Origin of the sequence: Streptomyces sp. DvalAA-43 (genome assembly GCF_900091725.1) — a bacterium.
Classification (GTDB): Bacteria; Actinomycetota; Actinomycetes; order Streptomycetales; family Streptomycetaceae; genus Streptomyces; species Streptomyces pulveraceus.
Genome location: NZ_FMBW01000044.1, coordinates 478,025 through 499,519, shown reverse-complemented (window position 1 = coordinate 499,519; position 21,495 = coordinate 478,025). Strand labels below are relative to the sequence as shown.

Below are 21,495 nucleotides of genomic sequence, written 5' to 3'. Positions count from 1 at the left end.
CTCGAAGCAGAAAAGGAGAACCGAGACGTGTTCAGCAACTTCCTGATCGGCCTGCGCGAGGGCCTTGAGGCCAGCCTGGTCGTCTGCATCCTCATCGCCTATCTGGTGAAGACCGGCAACAAGAACAAGCTGGTACCGATCTGGACCGGTGTCGGGATCGCGATCGTCGTCAGTCTCGCGTTCGGCGCCGGGCTCGAATTCGGTTCGCAGGAGATGACGTTCAAGGCCCAGGAGGCGCTCGGCGGTTCGCTGTCGATCGTCTCCGTCGGTCTGGTCACCTGGATGGTCTTCTGGATGCGGCGCACCGCGCGCCACCTGAAGACGGAGCTCCACGGCAAGCTCGACGCGGCGCTCGCGATGGGCACCGGTGCGCTGGTCGCCACGGCGCTCCTCGCGGTGGGCCGGGAGGGCCTGGAGACCTCGCTGTTCGTGTGGCGTGCGGTGCACGCGGCGGACGACGGCTGGCACCCGATGATCGGCGCACTCCTGGGCATCGCGGCCGCCGTCGTGCTGGGCTGGCTGTTCTACCGGGGCGCGCTGCGGATCAACCTGTCGAAGTTCTTCACCTGGACCGGCGGCATGCTGGTGATCGTCGCGGCGGGCGTGCTCGCGTACGGCGTCCACGACCTCCAGGAGGCGGAGTTCATCGGGGGCCTGCACAACCAGGCGTTCGACATCAGCGCCACGATTCCGCCGGACAGCTGGTACGGCACGCTGCTGAAGGGCACCTTCAACTTCCAGCCCGACCCGACCGTTCTCCAGATCACGGTGTGGGCGCTGTATCTGATCCCCACCCTCGCGCTGTTCCTCGCCCCGGTAGGGTTCGGACGGTCAGAAAGGGCGACGGATCAGAAGGCGCGGAAAGCAACGGATGAGAAGTCTGAGGCCGGTTCGGCTGGTGACGGGGCTCGCGACGGCGACGGTGCTGTCGATGACGGCGAGCGGTTGCGTGACGGTGCACGGCGAGCTGGAAGTGGTGCCGGGGGCAACCAGGTCTGAGGCCGCGAAGGCCCTCTCGGATTTCACCACCGCGTACAACGCGGCGGACAAGGCCTACGACCCGGCCCTGGACGCGGGCCGGGTCACGGGCGCGCTCGGTGCGATCAACCAGGCCGGGCTGAAGGCGCGGCAGAAGAACCATCCGGACGGCAACCCGGACCACTCGCCGCTGGAGCTGACCGACGCCAGGTATCTCATCCCGAAGAAGGCCGGCTGGCCGCGGTGGTTCCTCGCGGACACCGACTCCAACCGCGACCAGGACCACGGGAAGCTGGACACCCGCTGGCTGCTCGTCTTCGTCAAGTCCGGGCCCGATGCCGGGTGGAAGGTCTCCTATCTGTCGGTCGTGGCCACCGCCCAGCTGCCCGCCTTCGCGAAGGACGGCGACGGCGGGGCCAGGCCGGTGGCCGCGGACAGCGCCGAACTGGCCGTGGCCCCGAAGGACTTGAGCACCCAGTACACCCAGTACCTGCAGAAGGGCACCCCGGACGTCTTCGCCCCCGGCACCGCCACCTCGGGCTGGCGGGAGGAGCGCCGGACCACCCGGCGGGCGGGCTTCTCGTACCAGTACATCGACCAGCCGCTGGACAGCGGCGCGTTCGGTCCGCTCGGCCTGGAGACGGAGGACGGCGGGGCGCTGGTCTTCTTCAGCAGCAAGCACTTCGAGCGGCAGACCGCGGCGAAGGGGCTGCGCCCGCCGCTCAACCCGGACGTGGAAGCGCTCCTGTCCGGTGAGGTGAAGTCCACCCTCACCAAGGAGCGGGTCTCCGGCGAGCTGGTGTACGTCCCGAAGAAGGGCTCGTCGAAGGGCGGCGGCAAGGTGGCCGTGCTGAACCGGCTGCCGGGCCTGACGGCGGCCAAGGGCTCATGACGGCGGCGCAGAACTCATGACGGAGCCGGGGCCGCCCCGGCTTCGGGAACGGCCCCGGTCATGACCGGTCGGGCGGGCGGCCTCAACGGCTCAGCGGCCACGCCACCGAGTCGTGGTCGAGCTCGCTCTGGTCCGCCGCGTCCGCGTACTGGGCGCAGGCGTCGGTGAGCGTCTCCAGCAGGGTCAGCGGATCGGGCAGCGGGTTCTCCGGCCCGCGCACCCACCGCACGTCCAGTTCACCGGGGAGCCGGGCCGGCGGCAGGAGCGCATAGCTGCCGCGGCAGTGCCAGCGCAGCCCGGGGTGCTCGTCCATGGTCTCGGGGTGGCAGTCCAGCTCGCACGGCCACCACTCGTCCTCGTCCTCGGGCGTGCCGCGGGTGGCGGTGAAGAAGAGCATCCGGTCGTCGCCGGAGCGGGCGACGGGGCCGACGTCGATGCCCGCGGCGAGGAGGCGTTCCAGCGCCTGGCTGCCCGCGGAGAGCGGCACGTCGAGAACGTCGTGGATCATGCCGGTCGCGGTGATGAAGTTGGCCTGCGGCTGGCTGCGGGCCCAGCGCTCGATCTGCGCCCGGTCGGTGGTGGACTGCGTCTGCCAGGCGAAGGAGATGGGGTGCCGGGCGGGGGTGGGACAGCCGATGCGTTCGCACGAACATCGGTATCCGACCGGATGGGCGGCCGGCGCGATCGGCATTCCGGCCTCGGCGACGGCCAGGAGCAGTGCCTCCCGGGCGGTGTCGTCGACCTCGCTCTGGTGCGGTTTGGGTCGGCGGCGAAGCCATTGGGAAAATTTGCTCTCTGAGCCGCGATAACGGCCGAAATCGGCGCCCATCTATCCCCTTACCTCAGCGTTGCCCTTGCCCATGGTCCCACCATCCTGCGCCTCGGGGGGCCGGACTTCCGAAGCGGGGTGCGGGCGACGCCGCCTTGAGCTGGACACTATGCACCTTCTTGTCGTGAAATGACGGGTGCGTCTCGGGGTGCCAGTCCGCGCACGGCATGGTCGACGATCGCGTCCGCGTACGCATGGGTGAGCGGGAGGGTGCGCAGCAGCCAGCGGTGGGTGAGCGGGCCGACGAGCAGCTCCGCGGCGGTGCGCGGGTCGATGTCGGCGCGCACCTGGCCCGCCTCCTGGCCGGCCCGCAGCCGGGCGGTGTACAGCTCGAACGAGGGGTCGAGCAGCTTCTCGACGAATACGGCGCCGAGCCGCGGGTCGACGATCCCCTCGGCCGCGAGCGCCCTGGTCGGCGCCTCGAAGGCGGGGTCGTTCAGCTCGTCGACGGTGGCCCGCAGGACGGCCTTGAGGTCGGCCGCGAGGTCGCCGGTGTCCGGGATCCCCTGCGCCGCGTCCGCGCCGCTCCGCCCGGCGGTCCGCTCGCCGAGGCCCAGGAAGGCCTCCAGGAGGACGTCCGCCTTGGACGGCCACCAGCGGTAGATCGTCTGCTTGCCGACACCGGCCCGCGCGGCGATGGCCTCGATGGTGGTCCTCGGGTAACCCACCTCCGCGACCAGGGCGAGCGCCGCGTCGTGGATCGCGCGGCGGGAGCGCTCGTTCCGTCGGCTGGCATCGGGCTGCCGGTTCTCTACCATGCCGGCCAATCTAGCAGCGGGACGAGGCGGTACGTATCGTCTCCCGGCCGCAGGGAACCACCCGTTCGGATCACTGCGCGCGGGGCCCCGGAGAGCGGACCATGGGCTCACGCACACACCCGTGCGATGTCCCCGGCAGGCAACCCCTGCCTTTCGTGAGGAGCCCTTCTTGCCTCGTGAAGCCGTTTCCCGCCGCTACCTGATGTGCGCGCCCACGCACTTCAGGGTGACGTACTCCATCAACCCCTGGATGGACCCCAGCAAGCCCGTGGATCTCCCCCTGGCCCAGACCCAGTGGGAGGACCTGCGCGACCGGTACCGCGCCCTCGGGCACACCGTGGAGCTGCTCGACCCCCGCCCCGACCTGCCCGACATGGTGTTCGCCGCCAACGGCGCCACCGTCATCGGCGGCCGGGTGCTGGGCGCCCGCTTCGCGTACCGGGAGCGGTACGAGGAGGCCGGGGCCCACCGCGCGTGGTTCCGGGCGAACGGCTTCACCGAGATCCATGAGCCGGACCACGTCAACGAGGGCGAGGGCGACTTCGCGGTCACCGCGTCGTACGTCCTGGCCGGGCGGGGCTTCCGGTCCAGTCCGCTCTCGCACGGCGAGGCGCAGGAGTTCTTCGGGCGCCCGGTGATCGGACTCGATCTGGTCGACCCGCGCTACTACCACCTGGACACGGCGCTGTCCGTGCTCGACGACGCGGGCGACGAGATCATGTACTACCCGGGGGCCTTCTCGCCGGGCAGCCGGTCGGTGCTGGCCCGGCTCTTCCCCGACGCGCTGATCGCCGGGGAGGCGGACGCCGCGGCGCTGGGCCTGAACGCGGTGAGCGACGGGCGCCATGTGCTGCTGCCGCAGGCCGCGACGGGGCTCTTCGATCCGCTGCGGGCGCGGGGCTTCGAGCCGGTGCCGATGGACCTGGGCGAGCTGCTCAAGGGCGGCGGCAGCGTGAAGTGCTGCACGCAGGAGCTGCGGGGGTGACCCGGCGGGTGGCCCTCAGGCGTTCCCGCCGGGCGGCCACTCGTCGCCCCACGCGACGTCCCGGGCGGCCCGGTACAGCTCGCCGTGCCGCTTGGTGACCGTGGCCCGCCGCAGGGCCTCGTCGCGGGTGCACAGGTCCAGCAGCACCTGTCCCTTGCGGATCTGCGGCTTGCGGATGACCCGCGCCCCGACGGGCTGGGCCAAGAAGCGGGTCGCCACCACATAGCTGAACTTCTCGTCCTCGTACGGCAGCGAGCCGCCCTTGACCTGCCGGTGCAGCGAGGAGCGGCTGACCCGGGCCGAGAAGTGGCACCAGTCCGTGCCCGGCTCGATCGGGCAGGCCTCGCTGTGCGGGCAGGGCGCGGCGACGCTCAGCCCGGCGGCGATCAGCCGGTCGCGGGCCTCGATGATCCGGGCGTAGCCGTCGGGGGTGCCCGGTTCGACGACCACGACCGCCTGGGCCGCCGCGGCGGCGGTGTCGACGAGGGCTGCCCGGACGTCCGCCGTCAGCTCCTTGAGCACGTAGGAGACGGTGATCAGGTCGGTGGGGGCGAGTTCGAGACCCGCGCCGATCCGGGCCCGGCGCCACTCTGCGGCGGTCAGGGCGGGAATGCCGGAGAGACCGGCCAGCTCACGGCCGAGGGCGAGTGCGGGCTCGGCCCAGTCCAGCACGGTCGTCCGGGGCCCCTCCCAGGCCCCCGCCACGGCCCAGCTCGCCGCTCCGGTGCCGCCGCCGATGTCGGTGTGGGTGGCGGGCGCCCAGTCGGGGGCGGCTTCCCGGAGCGCGGCGAGGGCGGACCGTACCGCCTCGAAGGTGGCGGGCATCCGGTACGCGGCGTACGCGGCGACATCGGAGCGGTCGCGGAGCACCGGCGCGTCGGTCGGGGTGGTCCCGCGGTAGTTGGCGATGAGCCGGTCGACGGCCTGGGCGGCCTGCTTGGGCGGCAGCCCGTCGAGCAGTCCGGCCAGCGTCGCGCGCAGGGCTTCCGCGGTGGGGAGGGTGGCGTTCACCGACGAATTGTAGGCAAAGCCGACCGAGTCGCCGCCGCCCCGGTATCCGCGCCGAACCGCACGGAATCCGAACTGCCGCGATGCCCGCGCCAGTTGCTACGCTGACCGCCGCGAGGTCGGGATTGCCCATCGAGGGGAACCATGAGACAGAAGATCGTGCGCCTGGTTCTGGTCGGCGGAGTGCTCGTGCTTGCTCTGCTTCTTCTCCTCGCCACCTGCGGCAGCGGTGAGAAGGCCGCGGACAAGCCGAAGAAGCAGGCCAGGAAGAGCGAGACCGGGGTGACCCAGCTCACCGTTCCCTCCGCGTACGCCACGGAGCGCGGCTGGGAGCTCATCGGGACCTCGCCCGACTACGCCATCTCCCGGACGACAGGCCGCCTCGCCTACCTGGTGCGGGAGTCGGAGACCAAGTACCAGCTGCGGACCATCGACTCCAAGACGGGCCGGGCCGGCTGGCACGGCGAGAGCTGGCGGCCCCCGTCGCCGCACCAGTTCCCGAGGCTCCTCCAGGTCACCGTCGACGACCACGAGTACTTCGTGACGTGGGCGTACGGGAAGGTCGGCGAGAACGCGCTGACCCCCGCCGACACCATCGTCTCGCTGGACGTCTACGACGTGGAGGACGGCTCCCGTCGACGGGTCGAGGTGCCGTGGAACTCCGTCCCGACGGTCTCCACCACCGGCCCCGGCATCCTCATCAGCGACGGCCGGACGAACAGCGCGGTGGTCGACCCGGTGACCGGCCGGGTGACGAACGTCACGGCGCCCGCGCTCAAGTACCCGAAGGACTGCAAGACCTGCAAGCAGCTCACCGAGGTGTGGGGGCTGACGCAGAAGGGTCTGCTGGTCAGCGGGTCCAAGGAGTTCTGGGTGCAGGGCGGCTGGTTCAGCCGCGATGTCGCCCCCAAGGGCACGGACAAGTTCAGCGGCATCCCGACGTCGGTGGTCCCGGGTCTGATCCTGGCGAAGTGGCAGCTCGCGAAGGGCGCGAAGCGTGCCACCACGCACGACATGTGGGCGGTGCACGACGCGGAGACCGGCAAGCCGCTGGCTTCGGTGGAGTGCAGCAAGCCCGCGATAAAGCCGGGCCAGTACCCGCAGCTCGTCTCAGCGCCCTCGGGCTCCTACCTGGTGGCCGGGCCGCTCGCGTTCGACCTGGCCACGAAGCGGGGGTTCTGCTTCGAGGGCGCGGACGGCACCAAGCCGCTGACGCTGGCGTCGGTGAACGACGAGGGCACCGCGTACGGCGCGGCGAGCGCACGCAACGCGGCGGATGTGCTGGCCGGCGGCGGCGCCCCGGTCGCGGTCGCCGTCCGGAGCGGCTCCACGGGCGCCCTGCCCTCGAACGTGATGGTCCCGGGCATGGAGACGTCGGACGGGGTCGGCCTGTTCCGCTGGACCGACGAGAAGGACCGGCCGCATCTGATCGGGTACCCGAGGTCGTCGTAGCGGCGCGCGGGCATCGCGGAGAGCGCCGAGAGGTGTCGCGGGGTCCGGGGCGGGGCGTCGGGGAAGCTCGTTCGGCCGGACCCGGTAAGCGGCGGGACCTGGGGCTGAACCACGGCCCCCGGTCCCGCCGCCCGTGTCACGAAGTCCGCTGCCAGGGCCGGCACAGGCCGAGGAAGCAGGCCATCGCGCCCACCGCGCACACCAGCTGGACCAGGGCCATCGGGACGGCCGTGTCCTCGCCCGCGATCCCGACGAGCGGGGAGGCGATGGCGCCGATCAGGAACGAGGAGGTGCCGAGCAGCGCGGAGGCGGACCCCGCGGCGTGCTTCGTACGCATCAGTGCCTGCGCGTTCGTGTTCGGCATCGCCAGCCCCATCGCCGACATCAGCACGAACAGCCCGGCCGCGACCGGGACCAGGCCGACCTTCCCGAAGACCCCGGACGTCATCAGCAGCAGCGCGGACGCGGCCAGCACGATGACCGAGAGCCCGAAGGCGAGCGCCTTGTCCAGGCTGATCCGGCCGACCAGCACCTTGCCGTTGATCTGGCCCACGACGATCAGGCCGACCGAGTTGATGCCGAAGAGCAGGCTGAACGTCTGCGGCGAGGCGCCGTAGATCTCCTGCATGACGAACGGCGACGCGCTCACGTAGGAGAAGAGGGTGGCGAAGGCGAGGCTGCCCGCGATCATGTAGCCGGTGAAGACGCGGTCGGCGAGCAGTCCGCGCATGGTACGCAGCGCGTCGCCGACCCCGCCGGTGTGCCGGTCCTGCGGCGGCAGCGTCTCGTGCAGCCACTTCCAGACGACGAGGGTGAGCAGCAGGCCCACGAGGGTGAGGACGGCGAAGATGCCCCGCCAGTCGGTGAAGCGCAGCACCTGTCCGCCGATCAGCGGGGCGACGATCGGTGCGACGCCGGAGATGAGCATCAGGGTGGAGAAGAACTTGGCCATCTCCACGCCGTCGTACATGTCGCGCACCACCGCACGGGCGATGACGATGCCCGCCGCACCGGCCAGGCCCTGGAGCAGGCGGAAGCCGATGAGGAGCCCGGCGGTGGGGGCGAAGACGCAGATCGCGGTGGCGGCGACGTAGATGATCATGCCGAGGAGCAGCGGCCTGCGCCTGCCCCACCGGTCGCTCATCGGCCCGACGACGACCTGTCCGAGCGCCATGCCGGTGAGGCAGGCGGTGAGGGTGAGCTGAATGGTCGCGGCGGGGGCGTGCAGGGACTCGGTGACCGCGGGCAGGGCCGGGAGGTACATGTCCATGGAGAGCGGCGGCAGTGCGGTGAGGCCGCCGAGGACGAGGGTGACGAGGAGTCCGGTGCGCCTGGCCGCCTGGGCGGCGGCCGGTTTCCCGGAGGGGGTGCCGGTGGCTCCGGGCTCGGTGGCCCCGGTCCCGGCGGTCGGTATGTCTGGGCGTTCCTGCTGGGCCGGGCTTGCGCCGCTCTCCGGCATTTGTCATCTCCATGTCGTTGAATCCGCATCTATGCTCTCAGCTCAGCCGGACTGGTCGGGACCTCTGTGGGGAGCAGGCATGACAGGCATGAGTGGCACTGTGCGGTGGGGTGTACTGGCGACCGGCGGTATCGCCGCGGCGTTCACCGAGGATCTCCGGTCGATGCCGGACATGGAAGTGGTGGCCGTCGCTTCTCGGACAGACGCCTCGGCGCAGGCGTTCGCGCAGCGGTTCGGGATACCCCGGGCGTACGGCAGCTGGGCCGCGCTCGCCGCCGACGAGGAGGTCGACGTGGTGTACGTCGCCACACCGCACTCGGCGCACCGGGAGGCGGCCGCGCTCTGTCTGGAGGCCGGGAAGCACGTGCTGTGCGAGAAGGCGTTCACGCTCAACGCCCGGGAGGCGGACGAGCTGGTGAAGCTCGCCCGGGACCGGGGCCTCTTCCTGATGGAGGCGATGTGGACGTACTGCAACCCGGTGATCCGGCGCATGACGGAGCTGGTGCGGGACGGTGCGATCGGCGAGATCCGCTCCGTACAGGCCGACTTCGGGCTGGCGGGCCCCTTCGGCCCCGGGCACCGGCTGCGCGACCGGGCGCTGGGCGGCGGCGCGCTGCTGGACCTCGGGGTCTATCCGGTGTCGTTCGCGCACCTGCTGCTGGGTGAGCCGGACCGGGTGCAGGCCGACGCGGTGCTCTCCCCCGAGGGTGTCGATCTGCACACCGCGATGGTGCTGGGCTGGTCGGAGGCGGGCGCCTCGGCGCTGCTGAACTGCTCGATCGTCGCGGACACCCCGCAGACCGCCGCGGTCACCGGCACGAAGGGCCGGATCGAGTTCCCGCGCGGCTTCTTCTACCCGGAACGGTTCGTGCTGCACCGGGCGGGACACGAGCCCGAGGAGTTCACCGCGGGGGCGGCCGGTGCGGGGCTGCGGGGCCTGCAGTTCGAGCAGGCCGAGGTGGTGCGGGCGCTGCGGGCGGGCGAGACGGAGTCGCCGCTGGTGCCGCTGGACGGCTCGCTCGCCGTGATGCGGACGCTCGACGCGGTACGTGACCGCATCGGCGTCCGCTACCCGGCCGACGACCTCGGCTGACCGGGACCGGCCGTCCGGGAGGGGCCTCACGCAGGGGTGAGGCCCTGGTTCCCGACCTCGGTGACGAAGGAGCCGGCCGTCGCGAGGGGCGCGCCGGGCGTGGTGACGGCGGACACCGTGCGGAAGTCGGCGCGCGCCCGCTCCCGGCCCAGGGTGACGACGGCGTATCCGCGCCGGCCGTTGAAGAACTTCATGTGCGGGTTGGCCTTCATCTGGTTGTTCCAGCTGCCGGGCTTGTCCGAACCGTCCTTGCCGCTGGTGATGGAGGTGGCGACGATCTCCGTGCCGACGGTGCGGGAGGCGGGGTCGTCGAAGTCCTTCTTCAGGTCGAAGCCGTAGCCGACGTGCACATCGCCGGTGAGCACCATCAGGTTGTCGACCCCGGCGGACTCGGCGCCCTTCAGGATGCGGCTCCGGGAGGCGGGGTAGCCGTCCCAGGCGTCCATGGACAGCTTGAAGGCGTCGGTGGGTACGTCGCGCCGCTGGGCGAAGTTGACCTGCTGCGGCACGACGTTCCAGGTGGCCTTCGAGGCCCGCCAGCCGTCGATCAGCCAGCGCTCCTGGGTGGCGCCGGTCATGGTGCGCGCCGGGTCCTGGGACTCCGGTCCGGGCGTCTGCCAGCCGTCGCCGTACGCCTGGTCGCTGCGGTACTGGCGGGTGTCGAGGATGTCGAACTGGGCGAGCCGGCCGAACTGCAGGCGCCGGTAGAGCCTCATGTCCGGTCCGGTGGGGCGCTGCGGGGCGCGCAGCGGCTGGTTCTCCCAGTACGCGCGGTACGCGGCGGCGCGGCGCAGCAGGAACTCCTCGGGCGGGACGTCGTTCTCGGGGATGTCGCCCGCGTAGTTGTTCTCGGTCTCGTGGTCGTCCCAGGTGACGACGAAGGGGTGCGCGGCGTGGGCGGCGCGCAGATCGGGGTCGGACTTGTAGAGGGCGTACCGCAGCCGGTAGTCCTCCAGCGTGACCGTCTCCCGGTTGTAGTGGGCGGGGAGCCTGCGGTCGGTGTACTTACGGGCTCCGCCGGTCGCGTCGACGGCGTACTCGTACAGGTAGTCGCCGAGGTGAAAGACGACGTCGACGTCCTCCTCGGCAAGGTGCTTGTACGCGGTGAAGTAACCGTCGTGGTACGCCTGGCAGGAGACGGCGGCCAGGCTCAGCTCGCTGGTGCGGGCGAAGCGGGCGGGCGCGGTGCGGGTCCGGCCGACGGGGCTGGTCCAGGTCCCGGTGCGGAAGCGGTAGTAGAAGACGCGGCCCGCGTCGAGGCCCTTGACCTCGACGCGGACGCTGTGGTCGAACTCCGGGTGGGCGGTGGCCGATCCGCGCCGCACGATGCGGGTGAAGCGCTCGTCGCGGGCGAGTTCCCAGCGCACCTGGACCCGGGCCCGGGGCAGTCCGCTGCCGGCCTCGTAGGGGCGCGGTGCGAGCCTCGTCCACAGCAGGACCGAGTCGGGCAGCGGGTCGCCGGAGGCGACGCCGAGGGTGAACGGGTCGTCGCCGATCTTCCTGACGTCCAGCTCGGCGGCGCTCGCGGTGCCCGCGGCGGGCAGGTTGACCGAGAAGGCGAGCGCGGCGGCGGCTCCGGTGACGGTGAGGAAGCGGCGGCGCCCGACCTGCCTGGCGGCCTCGCGCATCTCCTGCTGGTGCGATGAGTCTGTCATCTGACCCTCCCCTGGCTGGTGGTGTACGTGGGCAGTTCACCGGCTCAGCACATCGAGCGGCTGTCGTGCTCGCGTCGCTCGGGCGTCGCGTGGATGAGGATTGCGGCAGCAATGGGTCCGCGGGGACAAAGCACGCATCCGCGACGGGAGCCATGATCGTCCCCGGTGGCCGCCCGGAGGGTGAACGCGCCGCCCCACACGCCGCCTTGACCCCATGTGGCCTCACTCGCACCGCCGGAGGAAGGGCGTACGCTGCGGCCCCATGAGCAACAAAGTGTTGAATTCCGATGGGTTGGATTCCGGCGCGAGGACGGCCGTCGTGACGGGCGCGGGCTCCGGGATCGGCCGCGCGATGGCGCTCGCCCTGACCGGCGCCGGCTGGTCGGTGGCGCTCGCGGGCCGGCGCCCGGAGCCGCTCGCCGAGACCGCCGCGCTGGCCGGGGAGAACGCCCGGGTGATCACCGTCCCCGCCGATGTGTCACGCCCCGACGACGTGGCCGCGCTCTTCTCCTCGGTACGGGAGTGCTTCGGCCGCCTCGATCTGCTCTTCAACAACGCCGGTACGTTCGGCCCGCGTTCCGTCCCCGTGGAGGACCTCTCGGTGCAGGAGTGGCGCGCGGTGGTTGATGTGAACGTGACGGGCGCGTTCCTGTGCGCGCAGGCGGCGTTCCGGCAGATGAAGGAGCAGGACCCGCAGGGCGGCCGGATCATCAACAACGGCTCGGTCTCCGCCCACGCGCCGCGCCCCCACTCGGTCGCCTACACGACGACCAAGCACGCCATGACGGGGCTGACGAAGTCGCTCTCGCTGGACGGGCGTCCGTACCGGATCGCCTGCGGGCAGATCGACATCGGCAACGCGGCCACGGACATGACGGAGCAGATGCGGACCGGCGTCCTCCAGGCCAACGGCGCACTCGCGGTCGAGCCGGTGATGGCGGCGGCGGACGTGGCCCGGACGGTGCTGCACATGGCGGAGCTGCCGCTGGAGGCGAACGTGCAGTTCGCGACGGTCCTGGCCACGGCGATGCCGTACGTGGGGCGCGGCTGACGAGGCGGCCCGACGGACCGCCCGCCGGGGGGCGGTCGCCACCCGGACCACCGGATCCCGGGCGGAAGGCGCCCACCCGCATCCCGGAGTGCCGTGCGCTGCCCTTATGCTGACAGGCCTTCACCGGAACTCCACAGAAGGAACACGGCATGCGCATACGCACCGCGGCCCCCCTCGCCCTGGCGGCCGCCACCGCCCTGGCCGGCTCCCTGCTCGTCGTGGCCCCCGCCTCGGCCGCCGCGCACCAGGGCGGGCTGCACCTCGGCAAGATCCAGTACGACAGCCCCGGCAAGGACACCCGCAGCAACACGTCCCTCAACGCCGAGTGGGTGGACATCCACAACAACGGCAAGTCCAAGCTCCAGCTCAAGGGCTACAAGCTCAAGGACAACACCGGTTACACCTACACCTTCGGCAGCTACACCATCGGCGCGGGCAAGACCGTCAAGGTCCACACCGGCCGGGGCAAGAACACGTCGAGCAACGTGTACTGGAACCGCGGTTCGTACGTCTGGAACAACACCGGCGACAAGGCCCGGCTGATCAAGCCGAACGGCAAGCTCCAGGACTCCTGCTCCTGGACGAAGTCGAGCAAGGGCACCAAGAACTGCCACTGAGCGGGACGGCGGCGGCCGGGGCGCCGCCCCGGCCGAGCCCCGGGGCGGGAATGTCCCGGGGCTCGGCCGGGTTGACCTGCGGCATGAGCCAGAATTCAGGTGCCGAGGTCCTGCGCTACACCGCGTTCTCCGCCGATCCGGAGGGCGGCAATCCGGCCGGTGTCGTGCTGGACGCGTCCGGTCTCGACGACGCCGCCATGCTCGCCGTCGCGGCGGAGCTGGGCTACAGCGAGTCGGCGTTCCTGACCGGGCGGGACGAGCCGGGCAACGAGACCTCGCGGGTCGAGCCGGTCGGCGAGGGGGCACCCGCCGCCCGCCCGTACACCATCCGCTACTTCAGCCCGAAGGCCGAAGTCCCGTTCTGCGGCCACGCCACGGTCGCGACGGCGCTCGCGCTCGCCGAGCGCGACGGCCCCGGCGACCTGGTGTTCCGCACCCGCGCGGGCACCGTCCCGGTCACCGTCGCCCGGGAGGGCACCGAGCTCCGTGCCACGCTCACCAGCGTCGCACCGCACGTCCTGGACATCGCCCCCGGCGACCTGGCGGAGGCGCTCGCCGCCCTGGACTGGCCCGCCGCCGGTCTCGACCCGGCCCTGCCGCCCCGGATCGCCTTCGCGGGCGCCCGCCATCTGGTGCTGGCCGCCGCGACGCGTGAGCGGCTCGCCGACCTCGACTACGACTTCACTCGCCTCGAAGCGCTGATGCACCGGCTGGACCTGACGACCCTGCAACTGGTCTGGCGGGCGGCGCCGACGGTCTTCCACGTCCGCGACCCGTTCCCGGTCGGCGGTGTCGTCGAGGACCCCGCCACCGGCGCGGCGGCGGCCGCCTTCGGCGCCTATCTGCGCGCCGAGGGCCTCGTTCCCGACGCCGCGGTCCTCACCCTCCACCAGGGCGAGGACATGGGCCGCCCCGGCACGCTCACGGTCGAGCTGCGGGCGGGCGACGACCGGGTCCGGGTGAGCGGGACGGGCACCCGCATCGAGGGCTGACGGGCCGGGTGCGGCCGGCAGGCTGAGCATCGCGGACCAGCCGTTCCCGGCCGGGACGCGCGCGGCGCCGCGGCGCGCCCGCGCGCCCCGTCCCGGCCAAGGATCACGGGGCATGGCGGGGCGGCAACGGGTGGCTGAATAACGGGCGACCATCCCTTGCGACTACGATCACGGGCACCGCAGCGAGACCAGGAGTGCCGACCGTGTCCCAACCGCGCATCGCCGTATCCATCGTCACCATGGGCGATCGCCCGCAGCAGGTCGAGGCCCTGCTGGCCTCGGTGGCCGGGCAGGATGTCCGTCCGGCCCGCCTCGTCGTCGTGGGCAATGGATCGCCCCTCCCGGACTTCGGCGCGTTTCCCGGCCTGTCCGATCTGCCCGGCGGTGTGACGACGATCGAGCTGCCGGAGAACCTGGGCTGCCCCGGGGGCCGCAACGTCGCCCTGGCCAAGCTGGCGGAGTTCGGCGACGTGGACGTCGTCATCGAACTCGACGACGACGGGCTCCTGGTCGACGACGGGGTGTTCCGCAAGGTACGGGAGCTGTTCGCCGCCGATCCCCGGCTCGGCATCGTCGGCTTCCGGATCGCCGACGAACACGGCGAGACCCAGCGCCGTCACGTGCCGCGCCTGCGCGCCACCGACCCGATGCGGCGCGGACCGGTCACCGCGTTCCTCGGCGGCGGCCACGCCTTCTCGATGGAGATGCTCGCCCAGACGGGGCACTGGCCCGCGGAGTTCTTCTTCACCCACGAGGAGACGGACCTGTCCTGGCGGGCGCTCGACGCGGGCTGGAAGATCCTCTACGAGCCCGATCTGCTGCTCCAGCACCCCAAGACCTCCCCGGCCCGGCACTCCGTCTACTACCGGATGACGGCCCGCAACCGGGTCTGGCTGGCCCGCCGGAACCTCCCCCTCCCCCTGGTCCCGGCCTATCTGGGCATCTGGACCCTCCTCACCGTGGCCCGCACCCGGTCGGCGACGGGTCTGCGCGCCTGGGCCGGCGGCTTCGCCGAGGGCGTCCGTACCCCGTGCGGGCGAAGGCAGCCGATGCGGTGGCGCACGGTGTGGCAGATGACGAAACTGGGACGGCCGCCGGTCATCTGATCCGCGTCGGGTCCGCCGGTGGCGGGCGGCACGAAGTCAGTCCCGCGACAGGAGTTTCCGATGTCCGTCAGCAGAATCGTCCCCAACATCCGGACCGCCGACGGCCCCGCCGCCGAAGGGATGGAGCGGAGCGCGGAGTTCTACGGTCTGCTGGGCCTCCAGGAGGTCATGAACCACGGCTGGATCATGACGCTCGCCTCCGCGTCCGACCCCGCCGTCCAGCTCAGCATCATGGGGGCCGACGCCACCGCCCCGGTCACCCCGGACCTGAGCATCGAGGTGGCGGACGTGGACGCGGCCCACGCGGCGATGCGGGCGGGCGGCGCGGAGATCGTGTACCCGCTGCGCGACGAGGAATGGGGCGTACGCCGCTTCTTCGTCCGCGACCCCAACGGCCGGGTCGTCAACGTGCTGGGCCATCGCTGACGGACCCCGGACCGATGGCACCCCCGCCCTCGCCGTCGTACGGGAGGATCTGCCGCAGCAGCCCCCTGGGGTGGCCCCGCTTGCGCCATTCCCGCGGGTAGCCGATGGAGACCTCCTCGAACCGCACTCCGTCGTACCAGGTCGTCCGGGGAATGTGCAGATGCCCGTAGACCATCGCCGCCACGTTGAAGCGCCGGTGCCAGTCCGCGGTGAGCTCCGTGCCGCACCACTGGGCGAACTCGGGGTACCACAGGACGTCCATCGGCTCACGCACCAGGGGCCAGTGGCCGGCGACGACCAGCGGGATCTCCGGGTCGTGTGCCGCCAGGCGCCGTTCGGTCTCCGCCACCCGGGCCCGGCACCAGTCGTCGCGGCTCGGGTACGGGTCGGGGTGCAGCAGGTACTCGTCGGTGCACACCACCCCGGTGCGGCGCGCGTACGCCAGGGACTCCTCCTTGGTCGTCGTGCCCGGCGCCCGGAAGCTGTAGTCGTACAGCACGAACACGGGCGCGACGGCCACCGGCCCGTCGGGGCCGGGCCACAACGCGTACGGGTCCTCGGGGGTGGCCACCCCGAGGCTCCGGCACAGCTCGACCAGGTGCGCGTACCGCTCCTGGCCCCGCAGCCGGACCGGATCGCGCTCGGGCGTCCACAGCTCGTGGTTCCCGGGGGTCCAGATCACCCTCGCGAACCGGTCCGCGAGCAGCCGCAACGCCCATTCCACGTCCGCCATCCGCTCCGCGACGTCACCGGCGACGATCAGCCAGTCCTCGTCCGAACCGGGCCGCAGGGACTCCAGGATGGGGCGGTTGTCCGCCATACCCACATGGAGGTCGCTCACCGCCAGCAGCGAGCCGCGGCTTCCATCGGTGCGATCGGACATGAAGAACCTTCCCGCCGGGTGCCTGAACGAAATACTGCCCCACCGAGGGCCCGTCCGGTCGGTGCGCGGCGAGATCCCGGCCGTCGGAACTGGCGGCCGGGGTGAGCGGAGGCATGATGGAGACGTCCGCGGGCGCGGCGCGGGGCCGCCGGCAGGGCCGGGAAAGGGAGCTGAGGACCAGGTGGACGGCAAGACCCTCCCGGGCGTTCCCGGACACAGCGGGCTCCCGTTCGCGGACAGCGCGGCCGGGGCCCTGCTCGACGCGGACGGAGTGATCATCGGCTGGACGGCCGCGGCGGCGGAGCTGTTCACGCTCCCGGCCGAGCAGGTCTGCGGCCGTCCCGCCCTGGAGCTGCTCGCGGCCCCGGCCGTCGGTGGCGAACCACCGGCCGGACACCCGGAGGCCGCCTGGTCCGGCGAGGCCGTGGTGCGCACCGGCCGGGGCGAGGACATGGGCGTCGTCTTCCATGTGCTGCCGCTGGCGGCCGCCGACGGCGCGGGCCGGTACTTCGTGCTCTGGGCCCCGGCCGGGACGGTCGACCGCTGGCGGCAGGACCAGGCGTTCACCCGGGAACTCTTCCTGCAGGACCGGCTGGGGCTCGCCGTGTTCGACGCGGATCTGCGGCTGGTCAGGACCAACACCCATCTGCTGCCGTACACCGGGCTCCTGCCCGACCTGCGCCACCGGAGCCTGGGGGACTTCCTCCAGCCCGAGGGCGCCGCGGCGGTCGAACGACGGCTGCGCGAGGTGCTGCGGACCGGCCGGCCGCTGATCCTGTCGGAGGAGACGGTACGGACCATCGAGGATCCCGGCGACGGGGTGGTGATGGCCGTCTCGGCGTTCCGGCTCCAGTCGCCGGACGGGCAGGTCTTCGGCGTCACCGCGCTGTTCACGGACGTCACCGAGCAGCGCCGCTCCGACGAGCGCCTGGCGATCCTGCACCACGCCACCGCGGCCGTAGGCGGCTCGCTGTCGGTCGCCGGGACCGGCGAGGAACTGGCCGCCGTGCTGGTGCCCCGGCTGGCCGACCTCGCCGTGGTGGAGATCGCGGAGGCGGTGTTCAGGGGCGAGGAGCCGGCCCCCGGCGAGGACGGGCTGCTGCCGCTGCTCCGGACCGCGGCGGCCGGGGAGCGGGCGGCGGAGGTGCCGACCGGCTCCGTGGTCCCGGCCGATGCCGGCTGCGCCCCGGCCGTCGGGCACGCCCCGGCGTCGATGACCGCCCCGCTGCGGGCCCGGGGCATCTTCCTCGGCCGGGTGACCGTCCGGCGCGGCCCCGACCGGTCCGACTACACACCGGCCGACCTGGACCTCCTGTGCGAGATCGCCGCCCGCGCGGCGCTCGCCCTGGACAACGCCCGCCGCTACACCCGGGAGCACCGGGCCGCCGTCGGCCTGCAACGCAGTCTGCTGCCGCCCGCGCAGGCCGAGACCGCCGCCGTGACCACCTCCGGCTTCTATCTGCCGGCCGACACCGCCACCGGCGTCGGCGGCGACTGGTTCGACGTGATCCCGCTGTCCTCCGCCCGGGTCGCCCTGGTCGCCGGGGACGTGGTGGGCCACGGTCTGGCGGCCACCGCCACCATGGGGCGGCTCCGTACCGCCGTCCGCACCCTCGCCGATCTCGACCTGGAGCCGGACGAGCTGATGGTCCATCTCGACGACCTGGTCTCCCAGCTCCGCGACGAGCCCAACGAGCCCGGGGAGCCGGGCGGACCCACCGGACCCGGCGGACCCGTTCGGCCCAGCCGCCTCACCCGGTCGGACGGGGCGGACGGGGACGGGGCGGACGGCGGCCACCGGGCCGACCCGGTCGGCGCCACCTGTCTGTACGCGGTCTACGACCCGGTCTCCCGGAGCTGCGCGATGGTCTCCGCCGGACACCCGCCGCCCGCCGTCGTGGATCCGGACGGGACCGTCTCGTACGTGCCCCTGAACCCCGGCCCGCCGCTGGGCGTCAACGGCCTGCCCTTCGAGGTGGCCGAGGTCCGACTGACGCCCGGCAGCCTCCTCGTGCTCTACACCGACGGGCTGATCGAGGGACGCGACAGCGACCTCGACGAGGGCATGGCCGAGCTGCGCCGCCGGCTGTCCCGGCCCGGCGCCGCCAGCGCACCGCTGCGGGAGCTCGGCCAGGAGATCATCTCCACCCATCCCCCGCACCAACTCGCGGACGACGTCACGCTGTTGCTGGCCCGCACCCATGCGGTGCCGCCCGGGAACACCGCGGCCTGGCCGGTGGACGCCGACCCGGTCGCCGTCGCCCGGGTCCGGCAGGAAGCGGCCCGGCAACTGCGCGAGTGGGGGCTGGAGGAGCTCGTCTTCACCACCGAACTGGTGCTGAGCGAACTGGTCACCAACGCCATCCGCCATGCCGGCGGCCCGGTCGAGGTACGGCTGATCCGCGCCGGACAACTGACCTGCGAGGTCTCCGACCCCAGCGCCACCCAGCCCCGCATGCGCCGGGCCCTGCTCACCGACGAAGGCGGGCGCGGTCTGTATCTGGTCGCCCAGCTCACCAGCCGCTGGGGCAGCCGCTACACCCGGCGCGGCAAGACGATCTGGGCCGAGCAGCCGCTCCCCGACGCCCCGCACGGCCAGAGCGGCTGATCCGTCCGGGCCCTCGGTGACGCCGTACTCGCCGGCCTGGTCGCGGACGGACTCGTTCCGGCACCGGCCGACCAGCCGGGGCGGTCCCCCCGCGCAGCCTCGTCCAGCACGTCGTACTCCCCCGCCGGAAGGATGGGCCAGGGCTCGGGCGACCCCTTGAGTCCCCCAGCGCCCCCATGCTAGAAAACGCTTACCACTCTGGCATTCCCGCATGGGCTCACTCTTCCTCCGGAGCTTCGATGACAACTGCCTGGTCCCGTCGTGCCCTGCTGGCCACGGGCGGCGGTGCGGCGCTCGCCCTCGGCCTGCCGGCCGCCGCGTCCGCATCCGACTCCGCCTCCCCCTCGGCCCTCCCGAACGCCGCCGCTGCCGCCGACGCCGCCGACGAATTCGCCGCTCTGCGTGCGAAGTGGCGCGATCTGTATCTGGGAACCGGTTTCAGCCCGACCGCCGAGCCCTTCAAGTCCAAGCTCGCCGATCTCGGTACCCAGGCAACCGGTTACCACGCCACGATGGCCCCCGCGCGCGGCTCCCTCTGGCCGGACCTGGTCTACCTGGACCCCGATCCGGACACCGACACGGAGTCGTTCGGCTTCTCCGCCAACATGAACACCGGCTACAACCGGCTGCGCACCATGGCGGAGGCGTACTCCCAGCCCGGCACCGGGGTCACCGGCGACACCGGCCTGCGGGACGCGGTCATCACCGGCCTCGACCACCTCCACGCCGATGTCTTCAACGAGACGACCACGCGCTACGGGAACTGGTGGAACTGGCAGATCGGTGCGCCCCAGGCCCTCATGGACACCTGCGTACTGCTCCACGACGATCTGACGGACGCCCAGCGGGCCGCCTACTGCAAGGCGGTCGACACGTTCCTGCCCGACTCCGCCGTCGGTTCGTACACCGGCACCAGCACCGGCGCCAACCGGGTCGACCTGTGCCGCGGCATCATCCTGCGCGGCATCGTCGGCGCCGATGCCGCCAAGATCGCCCTGGCGGTCGCCGCGCTCTCGCCGGTCTTCCCGTACGTCACGACGGGCGACGGCTTCTATCCGGACGGCTCCTTCGTCCAGCACACCTCCATCCCGTACATCGGCGGCTACGGCGCGGTCCTCAACGACGGGCTCGGCCGGCTCTTCGCCCTGCTGCGCGGCTCGACCTGGGAGATCACCGATCCGGGCAGCCGTCAGTTCCTCGACACCATCGACGCGGCCATCGCCCCGTTCATCTACGACGGCCTGATGATGGACAACGTCTCGGGCCGGGGCATCACCCGCGTCGGGTCCAGCGACCACACCCGCGCCCACGGCGTCATGGCTTCCATCGTGCTGCTCGGCATGGGCGCCGGACCCGAGGAGAACGCCCGCTGGCGCGCCATGGTCAAGGGCTGGCTGAAGCGCGACTACCACGCCCCGGCGCTGAAGTCCGGCTCCCTGAGCCTGGTCAACACCGCCCGGTTGCAGACCCTGCTGGACGACACGGCCGTCACCGCGTCCCCGGAGCCGTCCGCGCACCACGTCTTCCACAACATGGACCGGGTCACCCACCGCCGCCGCGGCTGGGGCGCCGGTCTCTCCATGGCCTCGGCCCGGATCGCCCACTACGAGTTCGGCAACGGGGAGAACAAGCGCGGCTGGCACACCGGCTCGGGCTGGCTCCAGTGGTGGGGCGACGGCGCGGGTCTGGAGCAGTACTCGGACGCGTACTGGCCGACCGTCGACCCGTACCGGCTGCCCGGCACCACCGTCTCCCGGAAGAAGCTCACCGACGGGCAGGGCGGCGCCTGGGCCAACCCGAAGCCGGGCACGAAGTGGGTCGGCGGCACCGGGGACGGCGAGTTCGGCACCAGCGGCCAGCACCTCCAGGGCCTGGCGAGCACGATGCACGCCCGCAAGTCGTGGTTCTGGCTGGACGACTGCGTGGTCTGCCTCGGCTCCGGCATCACCTCCGCCGACGGCGCCGGTGTCGAGACGGTCGTCGACAACCGCTGCCTCGGCGCGAGCGGCACACCGCGGCTGCTGCTCGACGGCCGGGCCCAGCCCACCACCCAGGGCTGGACCACCACCCGCACCACCACCTGGGCCCATCTCGACCGGCACGCCGGATACGTCTTCCCCGGCGGCACCGAACTGCACGCGCTGCGCGAGGAGCGCACCGGGGCCTGGAAGGACATCAACGACGACGGCACCACCGCGCCCAACACCCGCCGCTACGTCACCCTCTGGCAGGATCACGGCACCGACCCGGCGGACAGCGGTTACGCGTACATCCTGCTGCCGGGCGCGAGCAGCGCACGCACCGCCGCCCGTGCGGCGGACACCGGCTGGCTCCAGATCCTCGCCAATGACGCCCGGCGCACCGGAATCCGCGTCCCCTCCCTCGGATTCACCGGCGTCAACTTCTGGGAGGCGGGCACGGCGGGCAAGGTCACGGCGAGTGCGCCGGTCTGCGTGCAGATCCACGAGAAGCGCGACGGCACCGCCACGATCTGCGTCTCCGACCCGTCCCGTACCGTCACCGGCCTCACCCTCACCTGGCGGCGGCCCGTCAAGTCCGTGCTGTCCAAGGCGGACACGGTGAGCGCCGTCCGGACCGGCTCGTCGGTGACCCTGACCTACGGCGACCTGAGCGGAAGCCGCGGCGCCACGCACACGGTGCGCGTCCGGGTGCGGTGATCGAGGGCGGGGCACGGAGCACGGG

The 21,495-nt window shown here is 72.3% G+C and carries 18 protein-coding genes; 12 read left to right on the top strand and 6 right to left on the bottom strand.

The genetic code is table 11. The features are described 5' to 3' along the window. Window positions 1-27 precede the first annotated feature (27 nt). Entirely contained in the window at window positions 28-999 is a 972-nt protein-coding gene (gene efeU, locus GA0115234_RS19095) for an iron uptake transporter permease EfeU (RefSeq protein ID WP_093543186.1), read from the top strand. Next, window positions 932-1,870 (top strand): hypothetical protein, encoded by a 939-nt coding sequence (locus GA0115234_RS19090; RefSeq protein WP_093543184.1) that lies wholly within the window; start codon window positions 932-934, stop codon window positions 1,868-1,870. Before efeU ends, GA0115234_RS19090 begins: the two co-directional genes overlap by 68 nt. An 82-nt stretch (window positions 1,871-1,952) precedes the next feature. Here GA0115234_RS19090 and GA0115234_RS19085 read toward each other — a convergent pair whose 3' ends face one another. Then, window positions 1,953-2,699, bottom strand: coding sequence for a bifunctional DNA primase/polymerase (locus tag GA0115234_RS19085; RefSeq protein ID WP_093543182.1), 747 nt, complete (start codon window positions 2,697-2,699; stop codon window positions 1,953-1,955). A gap of 107 nt (window positions 2,700-2,806) precedes the next feature. Further along, window positions 2,807-3,457 carry a TetR/AcrR family transcriptional regulator gene (locus tag GA0115234_RS19080; RefSeq protein WP_093543408.1) on the bottom strand — a complete coding sequence of 217 codons (651 nt, stop codon included), beginning with the start codon at window positions 3,455-3,457 and terminating at the stop codon, window positions 2,807-2,809. A gap of 169 nt (window positions 3,458-3,626) precedes the next feature. Here GA0115234_RS19080 and ddaH point away from each other — a divergent pair, with 169 nt between their 5' ends. Continuing rightward, on the top strand, window positions 3,627-4,442 hold the full coding sequence (gene ddaH, locus GA0115234_RS19075) for a dimethylargininase (protein WP_176729201.1): 816 nt from the start codon (window positions 3,627-3,629) through the stop codon (window positions 4,440-4,442). Between the two features lie 15 nt (window positions 4,443-4,457). Here the strand turns inward: ddaH and GA0115234_RS19070 are convergent, their stop codons facing one another. Beyond that, window positions 4,458-5,453 (bottom strand): small ribosomal subunit Rsm22 family protein, encoded by a 996-nt coding sequence (locus GA0115234_RS19070; RefSeq protein WP_093543178.1) that lies wholly within the window; start codon window positions 5,451-5,453, stop codon window positions 4,458-4,460. A 141-nt stretch (window positions 5,454-5,594) separates the two neighbouring features. On the opposite strand from GA0115234_RS19070, the gene GA0115234_RS19065 reads away from it, so the two are divergent. Next, a complete protein-coding gene (locus GA0115234_RS19065; protein WP_093543176.1) occupies window positions 5,595-6,902 on the top strand; it encodes a hypothetical protein in 1,308 nt (435 codons plus the stop codon). A 136-nt stretch (window positions 6,903-7,038) separates the two neighbouring features. On the opposite strand, the gene GA0115234_RS19060 is transcribed toward GA0115234_RS19065, so the two are convergent. Next, the gene (locus GA0115234_RS19060) at window positions 7,039-8,361 is read right to left on the bottom strand and encodes a multidrug effflux MFS transporter (RefSeq protein WP_093543175.1); all 1,323 of its coding nucleotides are present in this window, start codon (window positions 8,359-8,361) and stop codon (window positions 7,039-7,041) included. Window positions 8,362-8,449: 88 nt separating this feature from the next. Between GA0115234_RS19060 and GA0115234_RS19055 the strand changes: the two genes are divergently transcribed. Next, window positions 8,450-9,454, top strand: coding sequence for a Gfo/Idh/MocA family protein (locus tag GA0115234_RS19055; RefSeq protein ID WP_093543173.1), 1,005 nt, complete (start codon window positions 8,450-8,452; stop codon window positions 9,452-9,454). Window positions 9,455-9,480: 26 nt separating this feature from the next. Here the strand turns inward: GA0115234_RS19055 and GA0115234_RS19050 are convergent, their stop codons facing one another. Further along, on the bottom strand, window positions 9,481-11,109 hold the full coding sequence (locus GA0115234_RS19050) for an alkaline phosphatase D family protein (protein WP_093543171.1): 1,629 nt from the start codon (window positions 11,107-11,109) through the stop codon (window positions 9,481-9,483). A 262-nt stretch (window positions 11,110-11,371) separates the two neighbouring features. Here GA0115234_RS19050 and GA0115234_RS19045 point away from each other — a divergent pair, with 262 nt between their 5' ends. From GA0115234_RS19045 to GA0115234_RS19025, 5 genes are all read left to right on the top strand, one after another. Beyond that, the gene (locus GA0115234_RS19045; protein WP_093543169.1) at window positions 11,372-12,160 is read left to right on the top strand and encodes an SDR family oxidoreductase; all 789 of its coding nucleotides are present in this window, start codon (window positions 11,372-11,374) and stop codon (window positions 12,158-12,160) included. A gap of 149 nt (window positions 12,161-12,309) precedes the next feature. Continuing rightward, window positions 12,310-12,777, top strand: coding sequence for a lamin tail domain-containing protein (locus tag GA0115234_RS19040; protein ID WP_093543167.1), 468 nt, complete (start codon window positions 12,310-12,312; stop codon window positions 12,775-12,777). An 83-nt stretch (window positions 12,778-12,860) separates the two neighbouring features. Continuing rightward, window positions 12,861-13,769, top strand: a complete 909-nt coding sequence (locus GA0115234_RS19035; protein ID WP_093543166.1) for a PhzF family phenazine biosynthesis protein — start codon at window positions 12,861-12,863, stop codon at window positions 13,767-13,769. Window positions 13,770-13,972: 203 nt separating this feature from the next. Further along, window positions 13,973-14,875, top strand: coding sequence for a glycosyltransferase family 2 protein (locus tag GA0115234_RS19030; protein ID WP_093543164.1), 903 nt, complete (start codon window positions 13,973-13,975; stop codon window positions 14,873-14,875). Window positions 14,876-14,935: 60 nt separating this feature from the next. Then, complete coding sequence (locus tag GA0115234_RS19025; protein WP_093543162.1) at window positions 14,936-15,301, top strand: VOC family protein; 366 nt, start codon at window positions 14,936-14,938, stop codon at window positions 15,299-15,301. Here the strand turns inward: GA0115234_RS19025 and GA0115234_RS19020 are convergent. Continuing rightward, complete coding sequence (locus GA0115234_RS19020; RefSeq protein WP_093543160.1) at window positions 15,279-16,184, bottom strand: metallophosphoesterase family protein; 906 nt, start codon at window positions 16,182-16,184, stop codon at window positions 15,279-15,281. The two genes, GA0115234_RS19025 and GA0115234_RS19020, sit on opposite strands and share 23 nt — an antisense overlap. 181 nt (window positions 16,185-16,365) lie before the next feature. Here GA0115234_RS19020 and GA0115234_RS19015 point away from each other — a divergent pair, with 181 nt between their 5' ends. After that, on the top strand, window positions 16,366-18,792 hold the full coding sequence (locus GA0115234_RS19015; protein WP_256088748.1) for a SpoIIE family protein phosphatase: 2,427 nt from the start codon (window positions 16,366-16,368) through the stop codon (window positions 18,790-18,792). Window positions 18,793-19,031: 239 nt separating this feature from the next. Further along, window positions 19,032-21,470 (top strand): polysaccharide lyase 8 family protein, encoded by a 2,439-nt coding sequence (locus tag GA0115234_RS19010; RefSeq protein ID WP_093543156.1) that lies wholly within the window; start codon window positions 19,032-19,034, stop codon window positions 21,468-21,470. The last annotated feature ends 25 nt before the right edge of the window (window positions 21,471-21,495 follow it).

Bases quoted from the DNA above. Each gene is read 5' to 3' on its own strand.
- GA0115234_RS19090 (WP_093543184.1), top strand. From the start codon at position 932: ATGACGGCGAGCGGTTGCGTGACGGTGCACGGCGAGCTGGAAGTGGTG.
- GA0115234_RS19085 (WP_093543182.1), bottom strand. From the start codon at position 2,699: ATGGGCGCCGATTTCGGCCGTTATCGCGGCTCAGAGAGCAAATTTTCC.
- GA0115234_RS19080 (WP_093543408.1), bottom strand. From the start codon at position 3,457: ATGGTAGAGAACCGGCAGCCCGATGCCAGCCGACGGAACGAGCGCTCC.
- GA0115234_RS19065 (WP_093543176.1), top strand. From the start codon at position 5,595: ATGAGACAGAAGATCGTGCGCCTGGTTCTGGTCGGCGGAGTGCTCGTG.
- GA0115234_RS19060 (WP_093543175.1), bottom strand. From the start codon at position 8,361: ATGCCGGAGAGCGGCGCAAGCCCGGCCCAGCAGGAACGCCCAGACATA.
- GA0115234_RS19055 (WP_093543173.1), top strand. From the start codon at position 8,450: ATGAGTGGCACTGTGCGGTGGGGTGTACTGGCGACCGGCGGTATCGCC.
- GA0115234_RS19050 (WP_093543171.1), bottom strand. From the start codon at position 11,109: ATGACAGACTCATCGCACCAGCAGGAGATGCGCGAGGCCGCCAGGCAG.
- GA0115234_RS19045 (WP_093543169.1), top strand. From the start codon at position 11,372: ATGAGCAACAAAGTGTTGAATTCCGATGGGTTGGATTCCGGCGCGAGG.
- GA0115234_RS19040 (WP_093543167.1), top strand. From the start codon at position 12,310: ATGCGCATACGCACCGCGGCCCCCCTCGCCCTGGCGGCCGCCACCGCC.
- GA0115234_RS19035 (WP_093543166.1), top strand. From the start codon at position 12,861: ATGAGCCAGAATTCAGGTGCCGAGGTCCTGCGCTACACCGCGTTCTCC.
- GA0115234_RS19025 (WP_093543162.1), top strand. From the start codon at position 14,936: ATGTCCGTCAGCAGAATCGTCCCCAACATCCGGACCGCCGACGGCCCC.
- GA0115234_RS19020 (WP_093543160.1), bottom strand. From the start codon at position 16,184: ATGTCCGATCGCACCGATGGAAGCCGCGGCTCGCTGCTGGCGGTGAGC.
- GA0115234_RS19010 (WP_093543156.1), top strand. From the start codon at position 19,032: ATGACAACTGCCTGGTCCCGTCGTGCCCTGCTGGCCACGGGCGGCGGT.